General features: G+C 66.5%; 17 protein-coding genes. 12 read left to right on the top strand and 5 right to left on the bottom strand.

Annotated features, from left to right (window positions below; genetic code table 11):
- Window positions 1-34: 34 nt before the first annotated feature.
- From hxlB to J7I92_RS00560, 3 genes are all read left to right on the top strand, one after another.
- Window positions 35-637: a 6-phospho-3-hexuloisomerase gene (gene hxlB, locus J7I92_RS00570; RefSeq protein ID WP_214835893.1), complete on the top strand. Its 603-nt coding sequence runs from the start codon at window positions 35-37 to the stop codon at window positions 635-637.
- 50 nt (window positions 638-687) lie between these two features.
- Window positions 688-1,311: a 3-hexulose-6-phosphate synthase gene (gene hxlA / locus J7I92_RS00565; protein ID WP_214835890.1), complete on the top strand. Its 624-nt coding sequence runs from the start codon at window positions 688-690 to the stop codon at window positions 1,309-1,311.
- Between the two features lie 568 nt (window positions 1,312-1,879).
- Entirely contained in the window at window positions 1,880-2,434 is a 555-nt protein-coding gene (locus J7I92_RS00560) for a hypothetical protein (protein ID WP_214835887.1), read from the top strand.
- A 62-nt stretch (window positions 2,435-2,496) separates the two neighbouring features.
- Here J7I92_RS00560 and J7I92_RS00555 read toward each other — a convergent pair whose 3' ends face one another.
- Both J7I92_RS00555 and J7I92_RS00550 read right to left on the bottom strand, forming a co-directional pair.
- Window positions 2,497-2,904, bottom strand: coding sequence for a DUF998 domain-containing protein (locus J7I92_RS00555; RefSeq protein ID WP_285290045.1), 408 nt, complete (start codon window positions 2,902-2,904; stop codon window positions 2,497-2,499).
- A gap of 90 nt (window positions 2,905-2,994) precedes the next feature.
- Window positions 2,995-3,666, bottom strand: coding sequence for a GntR family transcriptional regulator (locus tag J7I92_RS00550; protein WP_214835885.1), 672 nt, complete (start codon window positions 3,664-3,666; stop codon window positions 2,995-2,997).
- A 156-nt stretch (window positions 3,667-3,822) separates the two neighbouring features.
- Between J7I92_RS00550 and glyA the strand changes: the two genes are divergently transcribed.
- Genes glyA through purU form a run of 7 tightly spaced genes read left to right on the top strand, consistent with a single transcriptional unit; the run spans window position 3,823 to window position 12,708 of the window.
- Complete coding sequence (gene glyA, locus J7I92_RS00545) at window positions 3,823-5,202, top strand: serine hydroxymethyltransferase (protein ID WP_311379982.1); 1,380 nt, start codon at window positions 3,823-3,825, stop codon at window positions 5,200-5,202.
- Window positions 5,199-6,419: a sarcosine oxidase subunit beta family protein gene (locus J7I92_RS00540; RefSeq protein ID WP_214835882.1), complete on the top strand. Its 1,221-nt coding sequence runs from the start codon at window positions 5,199-5,201 to the stop codon at window positions 6,417-6,419. The genes glyA and J7I92_RS00540 overlap by 4 nt, the downstream gene beginning before the upstream one ends.
- A 26-nt stretch (window positions 6,420-6,445) precedes the next feature.
- Entirely contained in the window at window positions 6,446-6,850 is a 405-nt protein-coding gene (locus J7I92_RS00535; RefSeq protein ID WP_214835879.1) for a sarcosine oxidase subunit delta, read from the top strand.
- Window positions 6,847-9,807, top strand: coding sequence for a sarcosine oxidase subunit alpha family protein (locus J7I92_RS00530; RefSeq protein WP_214835877.1), 2,961 nt, complete (start codon window positions 6,847-6,849; stop codon window positions 9,805-9,807). Before J7I92_RS00535 ends, J7I92_RS00530 begins: the two co-directional genes overlap by 4 nt.
- Window positions 9,800-10,435, top strand: coding sequence for a sarcosine oxidase subunit gamma (locus tag J7I92_RS00525; protein ID WP_214835873.1), 636 nt, complete (start codon window positions 9,800-9,802; stop codon window positions 10,433-10,435). The genes J7I92_RS00530 and J7I92_RS00525 overlap by 8 nt, the downstream gene beginning before the upstream one ends.
- Window positions 10,435-11,808, top strand: coding sequence for an L-serine ammonia-lyase (locus J7I92_RS00520; RefSeq protein ID WP_214835870.1), 1,374 nt, complete (start codon window positions 10,435-10,437; stop codon window positions 11,806-11,808). Before J7I92_RS00525 ends, J7I92_RS00520 begins: the two co-directional genes overlap by 1 nt.
- Window positions 11,809-11,811: 3 nt before the next feature.
- On the top strand, window positions 11,812-12,708 hold the full coding sequence (purU, locus tag J7I92_RS00515; protein ID WP_214835867.1) for a formyltetrahydrofolate deformylase: 897 nt from the start codon (window positions 11,812-11,814) through the stop codon (window positions 12,706-12,708).
- A 159-nt stretch (window positions 12,709-12,867) separates the two neighbouring features.
- On the opposite strand, the gene J7I92_RS00510 is transcribed toward purU, so the two are convergent.
- Window positions 12,868-14,397, bottom strand: coding sequence for a PucR family transcriptional regulator (locus J7I92_RS00510; protein ID WP_214835864.1), 1,530 nt, complete (start codon window positions 14,395-14,397; stop codon window positions 12,868-12,870).
- A gap of 107 nt (window positions 14,398-14,504) precedes the next feature.
- Here J7I92_RS00510 and J7I92_RS00505 point away from each other — a divergent pair, with 107 nt between their 5' ends.
- Entirely contained in the window at window positions 14,505-16,028 is a 1,524-nt protein-coding gene (locus tag J7I92_RS00505; RefSeq protein WP_214835861.1) for a cytosine permease, read from the top strand.
- A gap of 14 nt (window positions 16,029-16,042) precedes the next feature.
- The gene (locus tag J7I92_RS00500; protein ID WP_214835858.1) at window positions 16,043-17,002 is read left to right on the top strand and encodes a polysaccharide deacetylase; all 960 of its coding nucleotides are present in this window, start codon (window positions 16,043-16,045) and stop codon (window positions 17,000-17,002) included.
- Window positions 17,003-17,172: 170 nt separating this feature from the next.
- Here the strand turns inward: J7I92_RS00500 and bcp are convergent, their stop codons facing one another.
- Both bcp and J7I92_RS00490 read right to left on the bottom strand, forming a co-directional pair.
- Complete coding sequence (gene bcp, locus J7I92_RS00495; protein ID WP_214835855.1) at window positions 17,173-17,652, bottom strand: thioredoxin-dependent thiol peroxidase; 480 nt, start codon at window positions 17,650-17,652, stop codon at window positions 17,173-17,175.
- Window positions 17,653-17,744: 92 nt separating this feature from the next.
- Window positions 17,745-18,488 carry a winged helix-turn-helix domain-containing protein gene (locus J7I92_RS00490; protein ID WP_214835852.1) on the bottom strand — a complete coding sequence of 248 codons (744 nt, stop codon included), beginning with the start codon at window positions 18,486-18,488 and terminating at the stop codon, window positions 17,745-17,747.
- Between the last annotated feature and the right edge of the window lie 11 nt (window positions 18,489-18,499).

Below are 18,499 nucleotides of genomic sequence, written 5' to 3'. Positions count from 1 at the left end.
AGGTAACGACTTTCGTAGAAGGAGGTAGCAGCCAATGAGCGTCATCACGGAAACCGACCCGGCCGCCCATGCCGATACATCCCGTGCCTTCAGCCGCAACCGGATTCTTGTCCAGGACGAAATCAGCGAAGTGTTCCAGCGCGTGGATCCCGCCCAGGTGGCGTCCCTCGTGACCGAACTGAGGCTGGCCGACAGGATCTTCGTAACCGGAGCCGGACGCAGCGGCCTCGTCCTGAAAATGGCGGCCATGCGGCTCATGCATCTCGGCCTGACAGTGCACGTAGTTGGCGAGACGACCGCCCCGGCTATCCGCCCGGGCGACCTGTTGCTCGCAGCCTCCGGCTCCGGCACAACCGCCTGCGTCGTCAAGGCGGCGGAAACCGCAGCAGCACAAGGCGCCCGGGTGGCCGCCTACACCACGAACCCGGGTTCCCCGCTCGCGGCAGTAGCCGCCGCCGTCGTGCTTATCCCGGCAGCCCAAAAAACGGATCACGGCTCGGCCGTGACCCGGCAATATTCCGGAAGCCTCTTCGAACAGGTGCTGTTTGCCACCACCGAAGCGGTCTTCCAGAGCCTTTGGGACGAGGACGCGGCGGCGCCGGAAGAGCTCTGGAAACGCCACGCCAACCTCGAATAGCCACAGACCCGTCCACGCACCACCCAAAACAAACCCAAGGAAGAAAACACATGAAACTGCAAGTCGCCATGGATGTCCTCACAGTCGAAGCCGCCCTTGAACTGGCAGGCAAGGTGGCCGAATACGTCGACATCATTGAGCTCGGCACCCCGCTGGTGAAGAACGCCGGGCTCTCCGCCGTGACCGCCGTCAAGACGGCCCACCCGGACAAGATCGTTTTTGCCGACATGAAGACGATGGACGCCGGTGAACTCGAAGCCGAGATCGCCTTCAGCGCAGGCGCAGACCTGGTCTCCGTCCTGGGCAGCGCGGACGACTCCACCATCGCCGGCGCCGTCAAGGCGGCGAAGGCCCACAACAAGGGCATCGTGGTTGACCTGATCGGCGTCGCGGACAAGGTGACCCGCGCCAAGGAAGCCCGCGCGCTGGGCGCCAAGTTCATCGAATTCCACGCCGGACTCGACGAGCAGGCGAAGCCGGGCTACAACCTGGACGTGCTGCTCAGCGCCGGCGAGGAAGCCCGGGTGCCGTTCTCCGTGGCCGGCGGCGTAAATATTTCCACCATCAACGCGGTCCAGCGCGCCGGCGCCGATGTAGCCGTCGTCGGCGGTTCCATCTACAGCGCCGCTGATCCCGCGCTGGCCGCCAAGGAACTGCGCGCCGCGATCATCTAATTCGGTCACGGCAGATTGCGAAGCCGTCGTTGCCTAGGGCGACGACGGCTTCGCAGCTGTTTGCCCGGCAGGCTTCCGGCACCAAACCTTCGTTGCACTATCTGTTATCGAGCGAGTAGCGCAGGCCCTCGTTGGCGCCTGGACAGAGCATCATTCGAGTAGTGCTCGCCGTTCCGTCCCTTGCCGCGGCGTGCCAGACTTGGTGGAACTATCGATTGACTGGGGGGATCCACATCAGGAGATCGTCATGGGCATTCTGGTACACACCACCGCGGGACGCCGGCCGGAGGTGAGCCGCGCATGATAATGACCGGATGGGCCTACCTGATCGCGGCGATCATGACGATCGATTCCCTGATGCTGGGCGTGCTGCTGCTGAACATGAAGTGGCCGAAGCGCTGGAAGCGACACGGCTGAAGCCTTTCGCAGGTGCCATTCCGGCATTCACAGCGCAGTGACAGTTTTCCAACAGGCCTGACTGATCTTCGGCGCGCATCTTTGTCTCAGACGGTGAAACAGCCGCTCTTCCGCAAGAGCCGTTCTGCACGGCGGATCAAGGAGACAAACGATGTCACGCACGAAAAGAATCACCCTCGGCCTTACGGCCGGGGCATTGGCCCTCGGCGCCGGCATGGGCGTTACCGGAATGGCTTCGGCTGCCGAGACTCCCACGCCAAGCCCGAGCGCCAGCGCATCGGCTGGGACCACGGCGCCGGCGGACGGCCAGGGAATGCGCGGCGGCCACAAGGGCGACCGCGGCCAGCTTGCTGCTGACCTAGCGACAAAGCTTGGCGTGGAAGAGGCGAAGGTGACCGAAGCCATCCAGGCGTTCCGGGAAGCAAACAAGCCCACTGAAGGCACCAAGCCGGCTGATGGCACCAAACCGGACCGTTCGGCCCAGGATGCGGCGCTGGCCAAGGCGCTGGCCGAGTCGCTAGGGGTCGAGGAATCAAAGGTCACCGCGGCCTTGGAGGAAATCCGGACCGCTGACCAGGCCGAACGCGCGGCCGCGCTCAAGGCCAGGCTGGACACGGCCGTCACCGACGGCAAGCTGACCCAGGCCGAGGCGGACGCCGTCACGAAGGCCGTGGAACAAGGCGTGATCGGCGGGGGCGGCCACTAGTCCTTTCCCGTAACCCTCAGCGCGCGGCGCGTTTCCTCGCATTTGAGGGAGCGCGCCGCTTTTTATTGTGGAGCGCCAGCTTCGCCCAACCGTTGCCTGGAAGCCGGCGCTCGCGGGCGCAAGCGGCAGGCGACCGCGAAGACCCATGCCATGAATATGACAAGAATGGTGCGCTGGACAAGGCCCTTGCACTCGAACAGACCGCCACCGGGCTGCTGACTGACCTTGAGCAGCCCGTTCCCGACGACGAGGAAAATCCCGCTGGCCAGCGTCCAGCCCGCCAGCGGGTGCCAAAGCTGATCGCTGCGGAAGCGCCGGTAGAACACGAAGCAACTGAGAGGGGCGAATGTGAAGACGATGGCCCCGAAGATGCCATGCACTATGCCGTGCACGCTGGTCTGGTCAAACACTGACGAGGGGTCCGTCGTGAACGGTCCGGACGCAATCAGGCTGGCTAACCATCCAGCCAGCCGAAAAGACTGAACACCGTCACGAATAGGATCGGTCCGGTCATGCCCGCCGCAGCGGCCGTGCCAAGGCGATCACGCCCGGGCATAGCCCTACAGCACCTTCCGGATGGTCTCCTCGAAGCTCGTCACGTGGTGCAGCGCCAACTTGCCGGCCCTGTCGGCATCGCCTTCCGCCACGGCTTCCAAGAGTTCCACGTGCTCGGTGATGTGCCCGCTCACCGAAGGGACCTTGTCCAGGACCACACACCAGATCCGCGTTGCCAGGTTGTCGTAGCGGATCAGGGTGTCCTCGAGGTGCGGATTCGCGGCCGCCTTGTAGATCAGGCGGTGGACGGTCAGGTCGTACCGCATGAGGTCACGGGACTCCGCGGGGCTGGGATCCAGCTCGGCAATGGTTTTGGCGACGTGCAGCAGTTCGCGGCGCATGGCCGCACTTGCCCTGGTGGCAGCGCGGCGCGCCGCCAGCGGTTCGAGCAGCTCCCGCACCTCCGAGACGTCAGCCAGTTCCGTGAAGTCCACGTTGGTGGCGAACGTTCCCCGGCGCGGATAGGAAACCACAAGGTGGTCCACCTCCAGCCGCTTGATCGCCTCGCGCACGGGAGTGCGGCCGGAGCCGAACTCGGCCGCCAGCTGCCCGTCATTGATGGGTTCGCCCGGCCGGATCTCGAGCATGATGAGTTTGTCGCGGAGCTGCCGGTACGCGGCCTCCGCCTGGGACGGGGCCTCGTCCTCGGCGGGAGGCAGGAGGGGAAGTGCGTTCAAGGCGCCGCTCCGATCATCGCTACTCAGAATCAGGGTTCAAACGGAAGCTTAGTGCCATTTTAGGCTGACCCCTTGACTCTCTTGTGATCCTAATCATACCATTGATTCCACACTAATATATTAGTTATCTAGCAATAGTATTTCAAAGGAGCAACCGTGGTTGAGCAGTTGAACGAGCGACTTTCCGCAGTCGACCCCGAGGTCCAGCAGGCCATCGTCCGCGAGCTGGATCGCCAGCAGTCAACACTGGAAATGATTGCCTCGGAGAATTTCGCCCCCGCCGCGGTCATGGAGGCCCAGGGCTCGGTCCTGACCAACAAGTACGCCGAGGGCTACCCGGGGAAGCGCTACTACGGCGGCTGCGAGCACGTTGACGTGGTTGAGCAGCTTGCCATTGACCGGGTGAAGGCCCTGTTCGGCGCAGAGTTCGCCAACGTCCAGCCGCACTCCGGCGCGCAGGCCAATGCGGCCGCCATGTTCGCACTGCTGAACCCGGGCGACACCATCCTGGGCCTTTCCCTGGCGCACGGCGGACACCTCACCCACGGCATGAAAATCAACTTCTCCGGCAAGCTCTACAACGTGGTGCCCTACCACGTCCGTGAGTCCGACCTTCGGGTGGACATGGCGGAAGTAGAGGCCCTCGCCCTTGAACACAAGCCGAAGCTGATCGTGGCCGGTTGGTCCGCATACTCCCGCCAGCTCGACTTCGCCGAGTTCCGCCGCATCGCCGACCTCGTTGGCGCCTACCTCATGGTGGACATGGCCCACTTCGCCGGCCTGGTCGCCGCGGGGCTTCACCCCAACCCGGTGCCGTACGCCGACGTCGTCACCACCACCACCCACAAGACCCTCGGCGGACCGCGCGGCGGAGTCATCCTGGCCAAGGAGCAGTACGCCAAGAAGATCAACAGTGCCGTCTTCCCCGGCCAGCAGGGCGGCCCGCTGGAGCACGTCATTGCCGCCAAGGCCGTGGCCTTCAAGCTCGCCGGCTCCCCGGAATTCAAGGAACGCCAGGAACGCGTCCTGCAGGGATCCAAGCTGCTGGCTGAGCGCCTCCTCCGGGACGACGTCGCCGCAGCCGGCATCTCCGTGGTCAACGGCGGCACCGACGTCCACCTGGTCCTTGTGGACCTCCGGAACTCACGGCTGGACGGGCAGCAGGCCGAAGACGCGCTGCACCGCATCGGCATCACGGTCAACCGCAACGCCGTTCCGTTCGACCCCCGCCCGCCGATGGTGTCCTCCGGCCTCCGGATCGGCACCCCCGCCCTCGCGACCCGCGGCTTCGGCGCCACGGAGTTCGCCGAAGTTGCGGACATCATTGCGACGGCGCTGATCGCCTCCGCCAGTAGTGGCACAAACAGTAACGGCACCGGTGAGGGTGAATCGCTCAGCGAGGACACCGCCGTCGAACTCCGCGCCCGGGTCACCGCGCTCGCCGAACAGTTCCCGCTCTACCCCCACCTCATTAACGGCACCGAAATTGCCGCCTACACCGAACTCGAGACAGCAATGATTGGAGCAGCCCAGTGAGCACCCAGCAGCTCCCGGAGCACCCGGATTTCCTCTGGCGAAACCCGGAGCCCAAGTCCTCCTACGACGCAGTGATCGTGGGCGGCGGCGGACACGGCCTGGCCACGGCGTACTTCCTGGCCAAGAACCACGGCATGACCAACATCGCCGTCCTGGAAAAGGGCTGGCTGGCCGGCGGCAACATGGCCCGCAACACCACCATCATCCGTTCCAACTACCTGTGGGACGAGAGCGCGGCCATCTACGAGCACGCACTGAAGCTGTGGGAGATCCTGCCGGAGGAGCTGGAATACGACTTCCTGTTCAGCCAGCGCGGCGTCATGAACCTCGCCCACACCCTGGGCGACGTCCGCGAAAGCATCCGCCGGGTGGGAGCCAACAAGCTCAATGGCGTGGACGCTGAATGGCTGGAACCGGACCAGGTCAAGGAACTGTGCCCCATCCTGAACATCAGCGACAACATCCGCTACCCCGTCATGGGTGCCACCTACCAGCCCCGCGCCGGCATCGCCAAGCACGACCACGTGGCCTGGGCGTTTGCCCGCAAGTGCGACGAACTCGGCGTGGACATCATCCAGAACTGCGAAGTCACCGGCTTCCTCAAGGACGGCAACCGCGTGGTGGGCGTCAAGACCAACCGCGGCACCATCAACACCGAAAAGGTAGGCCTGTGCGCCGCCGGGCACAGCTCGGTCCTGGCGGAAATGGCGGGCTTCCGGCTCCCCATCCAGTCCCACCCGCTCCAGGCGCTGGTCTCGGAACTGCACGAACCGGTCCACCCCACCGTGGTGATGTCCAACCACGTGCACGTCTACGTCTCGCAGGCACACAAGGGCGAACTGGTCATGGGCGCCGGCGTTGACTCCTACAACGGCTATGGCCAGCGCGGCTCCTTCCACGTGATCGAAAACCAGATGGCCGCCGCCGTCGAACTGTTCCCGATTTTCGCCCGGGCGCATGTGCTCCGGACCTGGGGCGGCATCGTGGACACCACGCTGGATGCCTCGCCGATCGTCGGCACCACACCGGTGGACAACATGTTCGTGAACTGCGGCTGGGGAACCGGCGGCTTCAAGGGCACCCCGGCTGCCGGACTCACTTTCGCGCACACCATCGCCACAGGCGCCCCGCACAAGCTGAACAAGCCGTTCGCGCTGGAACGCTTCGAAACCGGAGCCCTGATCGACGAACACGGCGCAGCCGCCGTCGCCCACTAGCCGCCGTCCATAGAAAGAAGACGCACATGCTGCTCATCACATGCCCCAACTGCGGCTCGCGCGACGAGACCGAATTCCACTACGGCGGCCAGGCCCACGTGGCCTACCCGGAAAACCCGAACGAGCTGAACGACCGCGAATGGGCCGAGTTCCTGTTCTACCGCGAGAACACCAAGGGCACCTTCGCCGAGCGGTGGGTGCACAGCACCGGCTGCCGGCAGTGGTTCAACATGCTCCGCGACACCGTCACCTACGACATCCAGGCCGTTTATCCGATGGGTACACCGCGCCCGGCCGCGGCCGTCCCGCCGGCGGCCGAATCCGGCACTGCCAGCACCGCCGCTGACAGCACCACCACCGGCACCGCCGCCCCTGACGCCGCTTCGTCCGGCACTGCCAGCACCACCGCCCCGGAAGGAGCAACCAAGTGACTTCCCAGAACGCCCGCCTCGCCGCCGGCGGACGCATCGACCGCAGCATCTCCTGGCGTTTCACCGTGGACGGCGAAGAATTCACCGGACACCCCGGCGACACGCTCGCCTCTGCGCTGCTCGCCAACGGCCGCATCGCCGCCGGCAACTCGCTCTACGAGGACCGTCCCCGCGGCATCATGTCCGCCGGCGTCGAGGAAGCCAACGCGCTGGTCAAGGTTGCGGCCCGCTTCCCGGGCCACGTTGCCGAGTCCATGCTCCCCGCCACCACCGTGTCCCTGGTGGACGGACTGAACGCGGAACTGCTCAACGGCCTCGGCCGGCTGGACCCGGAGGAGGACCGCGCCGAGTACGACAAGAAGTACGTGCACACGGACGTCCTGGTGATCGGCGGCGGCCCCGCCGGCCTCGCCGCGGCCCGCGAAGCCGTGCGCACCGGTGCCCGCGTGATGCTGCTGGACGATCAGCCCGAACTGGGCGGATCGCTCCTGTCCGGCTCCACTGCATCGGACCTGGCCGACTCCATCGAGGGCAAGCCAGCCCTGGAATGGGTGGCCGACGTGGAGGCCGAGCTCGTCTCAGCCGCTGAATCCACGGTCCTGAACCGCACCACGGCCTTCGGCGCCTACGACGCCAACTACGTCATCGCCGTGCAGAACCGCACCGACCACCTGTCCAGCCCGGCCGCCCCGGGTGTGTCCCGGCAGCGGATTTGGCACATCCGTGCCAACCAGGTGGTCCTGGCCCCCGGAGCGCACGAACGGCCCCTGGTCTTCGAGAACAACGACCGGCCCGGCATCATGCTCGCCTCGGCCGTCCGCAGCTACCTCAACCGCTACGCGGTGGCAGCCGGGAAGCGCGTGGTCATCAGCACCACCAATGACAGCGCCTACACCCTGGCCGCGGACCTGCGGGCCGCCGGCGTCAAGGTGGCGGCCGTCGTCGACGCCCGTCCCCGTCTCACCGAGGTGGCCGCGGCCGCCGTCGAATCCGGCACCCGCGTGCTGATCGGCAGCGCGGTGGCAAACACCGCCTCCTCCGAATCCGCCGCCGGCACAAACGCAGGCCGGCTGGACAGCGTCACCGTCCGCAGCATCAACGACGACGGCGAACTCACCTCCGGCATCGAAGAGATCGCCTGCGACCTGCTGGCAGTCTCCGGCGGCTGGAGCCCGCTGGTGCACCTCCACTCGCAGCGGCAGGGCAAGCTGCGCTGGGACGAGGAGCTGGCGGCTTTCGTGCCGAGCACCGTGGTCCCGAACCAGCAGATTGTCGGCTCCGGCCGCGGCAGCTTCGAACTCGCTGACTGCCTCACCGAAGGCATCTCCGCCGGCGCTACGGCCGCCATCGCCGCCGGCTTTGAATCCGCCGTGCAGCCCGCCCCGATCGGCGAGCCGAAGGCCTCCGCCCCCACCCGCCAGCTGTGGCTGGTCCCGGGCCAGGCCGGTACGCCGGATGACTGGCACCACCACTTCGTTGACTTCCAGCGTGACCAGTCCGTGGCTGACGTGCTGCGGTCCACGGGAGCCGGCATGCGCTCGGTGGAGCACATCAAGCGCTACACCTCCATCAGCACCGCCAACGACCAGGGCAAGACCTCAGGCGTCAACGCGATCGGCGTCATCGCCGCGGCGCTCCGCCAGGCTGGCGAAGCGTCCCGGGGCATCGGCGACATCGGCACCACCACCTACCGGGCACCGTTCACCCCGGTGGCGTTCGCGGCCCTCGCCGGCCGCCAGCGCGGCGAACTGTTCGATCCCGCCCGCGTCACCTCGATCCACCCGTGGCACGTTGCCCAGGGCGCGCTGTTCGAGGACGTCGGGCAGTGGAAGCGTCCCTGGTACTACCCGCAGGACGGCGAGGACATGGACGCCGCCGTGCTGCGCGAGTGCGCCGCCGTCCGCGACTCCGTGGGCTTCATGGACGCCACCACGCTCGGCAAGATCGAAATCCGGGGCAAGGACGCCGGGGAGTTCCTCAACCGGATCTACACCAACGCCTTCAAGAAGCTCGCACCCGGCTCCGCCCGCTACGGCGTCATGTGCATGGCGGACGGCATGATTTTCGACGACGGCGTGACCCTTCGCCTCGACGAGGACCGGTTCTTCATGACCACCACCACCGGCGGCGCCGCGAAGGTGCTGGACTGGCTGGAGGAGTGGCTGCAGACCGAATGGCCGGAACTGGACGTGCACTGCACCTCGGTGACCGAACAGTGGAGCACCATTGCCGTCGTCGGGCCGAAATCCCGCGCAGTGATAGCCAAGGTGGCACCGGAACTCGCCGCCGACGGCGGCCTGGATGCCGAAGCCTTCCCGTTCATGACCTTCCGCGAAACCACCCTCGCCTCCGGCGTGCAGGCGCGGATTTGCCGCATCTCCTTCTCCGGTGAACTGGCCTACGAAATCAACGTGCCGTCCTGGTACGGGCTGAACACCTGGGAATCCGTGGCCGCCGCCGGTGCCGAATTCAACATCACCCCCTACGGCACCGAAACGATGCACGTGCTCCGCGCCGAAAAGGGCTACCCGATCGTCGGGCAGGACACCGACGGCACGGTCACCCCGCAGGACGCCGGAATGGAATGGGTGGTCTCCAAGGCCAAGGACTTCATCGGCAAGCGCTCCTACTCCCGGGTGGACGGGCAGCGCGAGGACCGCAAGCACCTGGTCAGCGTCCTTCCCGTGGACGGAACCCTGCGGCTCCCGGAAGGCACCCAGCTGGTCGAAAAGGGAATTCCGACCAACCCGGCCTACGGCCCCGTGCCCATGCAGGGCTTCGTGACCTCGAGCTACCACAGCGCCGCCCTGGGCAGGTCGTTCGGGCTGGCACTGATCAAGAATGGCCGCAACCGCATCGGCGAGACCCTGGTGGCCGCCGCCGGCGACCAGCTGGTGGATGTTGTCGTCGCAGAAACCGTACTTTTTGACCCCGAAGGGACCCGCAAAGATGGCTAACACAGCAGCACTCGAAGGCATCAATGGACTCCGGGACATCCGCCGCAGCCCGGCCTCACACCTGGCCGGCGCACTGGAAGCCGGGTCCGTCGAAGGAACCGTTGTCCTGAAGGAGGGCCCGTTCCAGACCATGGCGGGCGTCCGCGTGGACCCCCGTTCCGAAGCGGGGTCACGCATCGCTTCCGTCGTCGGCGGCCTGCCGGCACGGTGCGGCGAAGTGGCCGGCACGGAGCGCGTCAGCGTCCTCTGGCTGGGACCGTCCGAGTTCCTGATGGTGGCACCGGAAGAGGCCCACGACTCACTCGGCGGAGACCTCATCGGCTCCCTTGTGGCCGCCCTGGGTGACGCTCCGGGCCAGGTGGTGGACCTCTCCGCCAACCGCACCACATTCGAACTCGCCGGCCCGCGCGCCCGCGCCGTCCTGGAGAAGGGCTGCGCCCTGGACCTGCACCCCCGCAGCTTCACCCCGGGAACTGCAGTGAACACGGAAGTCGGCAACATCCCGGTCATCCTGCTGAAGCCCGGCGAGGAAAGCTACCGGATCTTCCCGCGGGCCTCCTTCGCGGACTTCCTGGGCAGGTGGCTCCTGGACGCCATGAGGGAGTTTGCTTCCCCCGAGGTGCCCTGATGGCGCTCAGCGCCCTGGATCTGTTCTCCGTTGGCATCGGGCCGTCGTCGTCACACACGGTCGGCCCGATGCGGGCGGCGAAACTGTTCGCTGACGGACTCAAAGCTGACGGCCACCTGAACGCCACCGTCCGGGTCCAGTCGGAACTGTTCGGATCGCTCGGTGCCACCGGCCGCGGCCACGGCTCCGACAAGGCCGTGGTGCTCGGGCTCCAGGGCCTGGACCCGGAAACGGTGGACACCTCCACCGCTGACGACCAGGTGGCTGCCGCGGCACTCGACGCCGAACTCCGGATCGGCGGGGACCACCGGGTGGACTTCAACTGGGACGAGGACGTGGTGCTGCACCGCCGCAAGTCCTTGCCCGCCCACCCGAACGGCATGACCTTCCGGGCCCTGGACCACACCGGTGCCGTGCTCAGCGAACGGAGCTTCTATTCGATCGGCGGCGGCTTCGTTGTTGACGGCGACGCCGACGCCGGTGACCAGGTCGTGGCCGATGAGACCCCGCTGCCGTACCCGTTCACCACCGCCAACGAGCTGTTGGAGATCTGCAGCCGCGAAGGCATGTCGATCTCGGACGTGATGCTGGCCAACGAACTGGTGTGGCGCAGCGAAGCGGAGCTCCGCGAGGAACTGCTGAAATTGTGGGCCGTCATGCGCGAATGCGTGAACAACGGCTGCGCCGCGGAAGGGATCCTTCCCGGCGGGCTGAAGGTCAGGCGCCGGGCGCCGCAGCTCTTCCAGACCCTGACGGCGGACACCGGCGTCACGGACCCGCTCCGGGCCATGGAGTGGGTAAACCTCTTCGCGCTGGCCGTCAACGAGGAAAACGCGGCCGGCGGGCGGATCGTCACGGCCCCCACCAACGGGGCGGCCGGCATCGTGCCGGCGGTGCTGCACTACTACGTCAAGTTCGTTCCGGGAGCCGACGACGACGGTGTGGTCCGTTTCCTGCTGGCGGCGGCCGCCGTCGGGATTCTCTTCAAGATCAACGCCTCCATCTCCGGCGCCGAAGTGGGGTGCCAGGGCGAAGTCGGCTCGGCCTGCTCCATGGCAGCCGCCGGGCTGTGCGAGGTGCTCGGCGGCACACCCGCACAGGTGGAAAACGCCGCAGAAGTGGGGATTGAACACAACCTCGGGCTGACCTGCGATCCCGTGGGCGGCCTGGTGCAGATTCCCTGCATCGAACGGAACGCGATCGCCAGCGTGAAGGCCATCAACGCCGCGCGGCTGGCCCTGCACGGCGACGGCAGCCACAAGGTGTCGCTGGATAAAGCAATTAAGACAATGCGTGAGACAGGAGCGGACATGAAAACCAAATACAAGGAGACGTCCCGTGGGGGCCTCGCCGTGAACGTGATCGAGTGCTGAGCCATGACTGCCATTCAGACTGAATCCTTCTCCGGCCAGCCCGCGACCACCGTGGAACACGTCCTGACGCTCGACTGCCGGGAGTCGCCGGGCATCGTCCACGCCGTCTCCGGCTTCCTGCTGGAACACGGCTGCGACATCATCGACAACCAGCAGTTCGGCGAACGCTCCGAAGGCCACTTCTTTATGCGGGTGCACTTCGCGTCCGACGGCGATGCCTCCACCGCGGACACCCTGCGGGCCGCTTTTGCCCCCGTGGCCGAACGCTTCGGGATGCGCTGGCGGCTTGAGCCGAACGGCGCCAAGCGCCGCGTGCTGATCATGGTGTCCAAGTTCGGGCACTGCCTCAACGACCTCCTGTTCCGCGCCCGGATCGGGGAACTGCCGGTGGACGTGGTGGCCGTGGTCTCCAACCACACCGACCACCAGACGCTGGTGGAATGGCACGGCATCCCGTTCTTCCACGTGCCCGTCACTGCCGCCACCAAGCCCGAGGCGGAAGCGAGGCTGCTGGAACTCGTGGACGAGCTCGACGTCGAACTCGTGGTGCTGGCGCGCTACATGCAGGTCCTCAGCGACAACCTCACCCGCAAGCTCGAGGGCCGGGCCATCAACATCCACCACTCGTTCCTGCCGAGCTTCAAGGGCGCCAAGCCGTACCACCAGGCCTACGCCCGCGGCGTGAAGACCGTAGGCGCCACCGCGCATTACGTCAACGCCGAGCTCGACGAGGGGCCGATCATTGCCCAACAGACCGTGGAAGTGGACCACACCTACGGCCCGGAGGACCTGGTGGCCGCCGGCCGCGACACCGAGTGCAAGGCCCTCAGCAACGCCGTCCGCTGGCACTGCGAGGGCCGGGTGATCCTGCGGGGGAACAGGACAGTGGTGCTCCGGTAACCCGAGCCCAACCCAACCCCGACGCTCTCTCACTAACGGTCGGTTAAACCGGGACCCTCTCTCACTACCGGTCGGTTAAACCGGGATCCCCTCTCACCGCGGTGAGAGGGGATCCCGGTTTTTCTTGCGTTAAGTGAGGGAGCGTCCCCTGGGTCCCGGCTAGAGAACGGCCAGGCGGGTGGCCAGGTGGAGTGCAGCGAGCCGGCCCGTTCCCCGGGGGTCGCCGCCGCACAGCTCAAAAATCCGCTGCAGGCGGTGGTGCATCGACTGCCGTTCCACATGCAATTCCCGGGCGGCCTGCGCCGTATTGCAGCCGGAATCGAGCCAGACTGCCAGCGTGGCCAGCAGTTGCGAGTTCCGCCGGGCATCGTGCTCCAGCACAGGGCCCAGCTGCTGACGGACAAAATTTTGCCGCGCGTCCTGGTCCAGGTGCTGCACCGCCAAGCGCTCCACGGCGAGATTTTCGACGTCGTGCACTACACCTTCCGCGTCCGACGCCGGCCGTGCCGCCGTCCGGCGCGAACCGTTCACGGTAAGGTCCAAGGCACATTTAGCCTCCGAGAGCGACCACGGCGCGTTTTCGATGCCGCCCGCCAACGGGCCCACCGCCGTCATGGTTCCGGCCTCCACGGGGAGTTCCCGCAGAGCAGCCACGAGCTCGGCCCGCGCCGCCGCGGCCCCGTCAAAAGGAAGAGCGGCAACGGCGAGGAACTCCGCATTGTCCACGTAGCTGGCACTCTGCTGCGCCCACCGCTTCAGGACTTTATCCATGGCCGCCCGCAGATGTTGCGACGTGGAAGTCCTGACGACGACGGCCACCACCGTTGCCGAGGGCGGGATCCCGGCCGCCGGCGAGAGCTGCTGAAGCCGCCACGGCTGGCTGCCCGAGCTGACCGCCCGCAGCAGTGCAGTCCCGGCCACCTCTTTCAGCCCCGGCGGCATCCGCTGCAGCAGTGCCAGCGAAAGGATGTCCACGCAGCGTCCGCCGGCAACGCGCGCGAGGTTGACGTCGCCGTCGGACGGGACGTTGATCAGCAGCCGTGCGGAAGGCACGCCCCGGACGGGAACGTCGATGTTGATCAGGGTTCCGTCAGCCGGGCTGGCAGTGGCTGGGCCGGAAACCTCCGATGCTGCGGTCCCGAGCGTCACGCCGGACACCGTCGATAGCTCCAGCGTCGCTCCAATGATTCCGGCCAACACGGCCAGAATCTGATCCAGGCCACTGCCGTGGGCCAACTCGACAGCCATGGCGTGGCTCGCCTCATCCGCGCGGCGCAGATGGGCCACCGACTCGCTGACAAGCATCGAGTTGATGGCCTGCATGATGCCCACAAACGGCACCACTTTGCGGAACTCGATCAGGGGCAGTCCCGCTTCTTCCGCCGCCCGGATCATGGAGGACGGCAGGGACGCAAGGGTCTGCCCTGTTTCCACCACCAGCGCGCCGACACCGCGTTCAGCCAACTGCCGGACGTACTCCGCCCGCCGCCCGTCAGGGGCCGAAACCAATGCGTCGCCGCCGGTGAGAAGCAGTTCACCGCCGCTCAGCAACGGCGCAATGTCCAGGACCTCGCTCGAGTGAACCCACCGCAGCTGCGTAGCCGCGACTGCGGCCGCACCTGCGCGGATCACCGGATCAGCGGCCGTGAGAGTCGGGTGTTTCAACACTTCCGAGAGGAATATAGGCATTACGCTCCGTCACGCAAAAGGTCTATTTGATGTACACATCGTATCTTGTTGGGTGTGGCCTGTGACACATAATCTGGCGGTATCCCTTTCCCCCACGGAGGCACCACATGCACAACAACTCCTCTGCAGTCCCGGCCGGCCAAGCGCCCGTGGCCGGCGAAGATGTCGAAGCCTGGCTACAGCCCATCCCGGAATCAAAGCGGACACGGAAGGTTTCCGGGCAGTTCTGGATCTGGGCCGGAGCCAACCTGGCACCGATCAACTGGGTACTCGGCGCCCTCGGCATCCACCTCGGTCTCGGGTTTGCCGACACCGTTACCGTCCTGGTTTTGGGGAACCTGATCGGCATGCTCCTGTTTGGCTGCTTCGTCCTGCTCGGACAGAAGACGGGCGCCACCGGCATGGTGCTGGCCCGCGCAGCTTTCGGCAGGCGCGGAAACTACCTGCCCGCCGCCATCCAGGCCCTGCTGGTCATCGGATGGTGTGCGGTCAACACGTGGATCATCCTGGACCTGGTCATGGCATTGTTCGGCACCCTTGGCTGGGTTGACCCAACGGCCCATAACTACGGCTGGAAGATCGGCGTGGCCACCACCATCATGGCTGCACAGGTAGCCATCGCCTGGTTCGGCTACAAAGCCATTGCCGCGTTTGAAAAGTGGACAGTTCCGCCCACCATCATCATCCTTGCTGTCATGTCCGCCGTCGCGTGGTTCGGCATGAAGATCGACTGGGCATACGCCGGTCCCGCCGACAACATCCTCGAAGGCTCGGAGCGCATCGCCGCGATGAGCGCCGTGATGACAGCAATCGGAATCGGCTGGGGCATCACCTGGTTCACCTACGCCGCCGACTACTCACGCTTCGTCAGCACCGAAGTGCCGAAGCGGAAGGTCTACCTGGCCTCGGTCCTGGGACAGTTCATCCCGGTCGTCTGGCTCGGCGTCCTGGGCGCCAGCCTCGCCACCAACAGCGGCGAAATCGACCCCGGAAAGCTCATCGTCCAGAATTTCGGAGTCCTTGCACTTCCCGTGCTCCTGATGGTCCTGCACGGGCCCATCGCCACGAACATCCTGAACATCTACACCTTCTCCGTCGCGACGCAGGCACTCGACATCACCATCAGCCGCCGCAAGCTGAACCTTTTCGTCGGCGTGTTCTCGCTGGCCGCCGTCGTCTTCTTCATCTTCCAAGAGGACTTCGCCGCCGTGCTGGACGCCTGGCTCATCGGACTCGTGGCGTGGGTGGCTGCCTGGGGCGGCGTCATGCTGGTGCACTACTTCTGGATCGAGAAGCGCTGGCCCGGCGACACCGCGCGGCTGTTCGACCGCGTGGGCACCAAGCGGCTCCCCGGTGTCAACTGGGCCGGCGTCGCGTCCCTCCTGTTCGGCATCTTCGCCACCTGGCTGTTCATGTACGGGCTGGTCCCGGTAATGCAGGGCCCCATCGCCGTGGCCCTGGGCGGCTGGGACCTGTCCTGGCTGGCCGGCGGACTCAGCAGCGCCGGGTGCTATGCGGTTCTCGGCCCCCGGGTTCACCGCAAGTTCCTGGCCAACGCGGGAGCGCAGCCGGTCCCGGCAGACGTGCCGGAAACAGCAGCCCGCCCGTCCACCACAGCCGTCTCGCTCTAGAAAGGAACCGGACCATGGATTTTCCCGCCTTCCCGGACTCCGCCCACCCCATCACCTGGCCCGAAGGGTTCAAAGCTGCCGCATCCTTCACGTTCGATGTCGATGCCGAGTCATGCACCATTGCCCATGATCCCGCCAGCACACGCCGGATGTCCCTCATGAGCCACCAGTCCTACGGACCCAAGGTTGCGGTGCCGCGGCTGCTCCAGATCCTGCAGCGCCACGACATCCAGGCCACGTTCTTCATCCCCGGATTCACTGCCGAAAGCTACCCGGATGTGGTTCGCCGGATCGCGGACGCGGGGCACGAGATCGCGCACCACGGCTACCTGCACGAACCCATGCAGGGCATCGACGCCGCCACCGAGGCACGGTACATCGACCGCGGCCTGGAAGCGCTGGCCAATGTCGCAGGAGTGCGGCCGGTGGGCTACCGCGCCCCCTGGTGGGAATTGAACTGGCACTCGCCGGCGCTCCTTGCGGACCGCGGCTTCCTCTACGACTCAAGCCTGCTCGACGGCGATGCCCCGTACCGCTTCAGCGTCGCCGACGGCGACTCCAGGGACCTGGTCGAGATCCCGGTCGACTGGGCACTGGACGACTGGGAGCAGTACGCCTTCTACCCGGGAGTCACCGGCAGCGGAGTCATCGAAAGCCCCGCCAAGGTCCTCGAGATGTGGACACTCGAGGCCGAGGCTCACCACGCGGCGGGAAGTTGCTTCGTGCTGACGAACCATCCCTTCATCTCCGGCCGGCCGTCCAAAGCGGTGGCGCTGGAACAGCTGATCAGCCAGGTCAAGGCAATGGACGGCATGTGGGTCACCACCCTGGCCAAGATCGCCGAGCACACGCGGGCCACCGTTACTGAAGTCCACAGCCATGCCCGCATCGAGGTTCCAGGCTTCCCCGACGCCGGAGCCCGCTTCACCCCGGCTCAGGTCCGTCAGCCAGTGCTGGCCGCCGGCCAGCTGTGAGCAGGGGGCGCGGGCCCCGGAGCAGCGGGGCCGTGCCGGGCCCGGCCTTTCCCGGCCAGGGTCCCCTCTAACCACCCCGACGCTTTCTCACTTCCTGTCGCTTAAACCGGAACGCTCTCTCAATGGTGAGAGAGCGTTCCGGGTTTTCTGGCTGGTAGTGAGAGAGCGTCCTAGACGCCGAGGGCTTCCTTCAGCGCCGCCACGTGGCCCTGGGCCTTGACCTGGTACTGGGCCAGCTTCACTTTGCCTTCGGTGTCCAGCACCACGGTGGAGCGGACGATGCCCTCGGTGACTTCGCCGTCGCGCAGCTTCTCACCCCAGGCGCCGTAGGCCAGGGCCACGGAGTGGTCCTCGTCGGCCAGGAGCGGGAAGGTCAGGGCGAAGTCGCCGGTGAAGTGGGCCAGCTTTTCGGGGGCGTCGGGGGAGACGCCCAGGACCTCGTAGCCGGATCCCTGCAGGGACGCCAGGCTGTCGCGGAAGTCGCAGGCCTCAGTGGTGCAGCCGGGGGTGGCGGCTTCCGGGTAGAAGTACACAATGACGTTCTTGCCGCGGTAGTCGGCCAGCGACGTCGGAATGCCCTCGGCGTCGGGCAGGGTGAAGTCCGGTGCCTGAGTTCCGGGCTGAAGCTTGATGGTCAGGGTGGGGCTCATGAGGATCCTTTGGGAGTCTGATTCTGACAAAGCTGCGTACTCAACGTACCCAACGGGTGTGGCAGACGGCTGTTACTGAAACAACCACGCGTTCAGATGCAGTATTCCGCAGGTCCGCGCACTTTCGTGTGCGGGCCCGGGACAAACTGGTAGCCGCCGCCACGCACCGTGGCGATCGCGTGCCGGCCCCGCAGCAGCTTCCGCCGCACCCGGCCCACGTACACATCGATGGAACGGGAGGCCGCCGCGGGCGAATCGAACGACTCCAGGAACAGCCGCAGCTCCTCCCGGCTGATGGCCCGCGAGCAGTTCTCCACGAGGTAGCGCAGCAGCTTGAATTCGACGCCGGTCAGTGCCACCGGCTGTCCGTCCAACCGCACCTCGCCGGCGGCAAGGTCAACGGAGACGAGGCTGGCGGGGCCGGCCGACGGCGGGAGGGGAGTTGCGCCGTCGTCGTCCTCCGGGGAGTCCTCCGGAACGGACGACGACGGCACCTGGGTTCTGCTACCGGCGTGCCCTTGCGGTCCCCCCGGCGGGGCGGCGGCGGTAGCGGAGTTTGCAGCTCCGGCGGCGGGCCAGACATGAACTTCCGCCTCCGGAGCAATCTTCAGTGCACGCGCCAGCAACAGTTCCGCGGCACGTGCCAGCACGGCGTCGTCAATGTCCTCGCCGCCCGGAGTCACCCAGACGGCCAGCCCATGGGCCTTGAGCGCGGCGCCAGCCGGGGCCGGGCCAGCCGGCGCCGGACCCTCTCGCACTGGCCCGGCCGGCACCCGCCCCACTTTCGCAGGGCCGGGCGTACATATGCCGCGCGGGGAATGTACCTGGACTGCCATGGCGGTATGCC

It is taken from the genome of Arthrobacter sp. ISL-72, from assembly GCF_018613755.1.
Lineage (GTDB): Bacteria > Actinomycetota > Actinomycetes > Actinomycetales > Micrococcaceae > Arthrobacter.
The sequence above is the reverse complement of the archived record's forward strand: the minus strand, read 5'-3'. Positions and strand labels throughout refer to the sequence as shown.

What these genes read in the sequence shown, in the direction of transcription:
- hxlB (WP_214835893.1), top strand. Translation starts at nt 35, where the DNA reads ATGAGCGTCATCACGGAAACCGACCCGGCCGCCCATGCCGATACATCC.
- hxlA (WP_214835890.1), top strand. Translation starts at nt 688, where the DNA reads ATGAAACTGCAAGTCGCCATGGATGTCCTCACAGTCGAAGCCGCCCTT.
- J7I92_RS00560 (WP_214835887.1), top strand. Translation starts at nt 1,880, where the DNA reads ATGTCACGCACGAAAAGAATCACCCTCGGCCTTACGGCCGGGGCATTG.
- J7I92_RS00535 (WP_214835879.1), top strand. Translation starts at nt 6,446, where the DNA reads ATGCTGCTCATCACATGCCCCAACTGCGGCTCGCGCGACGAGACCGAA.
- J7I92_RS00525 (WP_214835873.1), top strand. Translation starts at nt 9,800, where the DNA reads ATGGCTAACACAGCAGCACTCGAAGGCATCAATGGACTCCGGGACATC.
- J7I92_RS00520 (WP_214835870.1), top strand. Translation starts at nt 10,435, where the DNA reads ATGGCGCTCAGCGCCCTGGATCTGTTCTCCGTTGGCATCGGGCCGTCG.
- purU (WP_214835867.1), top strand. Translation starts at nt 11,812, where the DNA reads ATGACTGCCATTCAGACTGAATCCTTCTCCGGCCAGCCCGCGACCACC.
- J7I92_RS00510 (WP_214835864.1), bottom strand. Translation starts at nt 14,397, where the DNA reads ATGCCTATATTCCTCTCGGAAGTGTTGAAACACCCGACTCTCACGGCC.
- J7I92_RS00505 (WP_214835861.1), top strand. Translation starts at nt 14,505, where the DNA reads ATGCACAACAACTCCTCTGCAGTCCCGGCCGGCCAAGCGCCCGTGGCC.
- J7I92_RS00500 (WP_214835858.1), top strand. Translation starts at nt 16,043, where the DNA reads ATGGATTTTCCCGCCTTCCCGGACTCCGCCCACCCCATCACCTGGCCC.
- bcp (WP_214835855.1), bottom strand. Translation starts at nt 17,652, where the DNA reads ATGAGCCCCACCCTGACCATCAAGCTTCAGCCCGGAACTCAGGCACCG.
- J7I92_RS00490 (WP_214835852.1), bottom strand. Translation starts at nt 18,488, where the DNA reads ATGGCAGTCCAGGTACATTCCCCGCGCGGCATATGTACGCCCGGCCCT.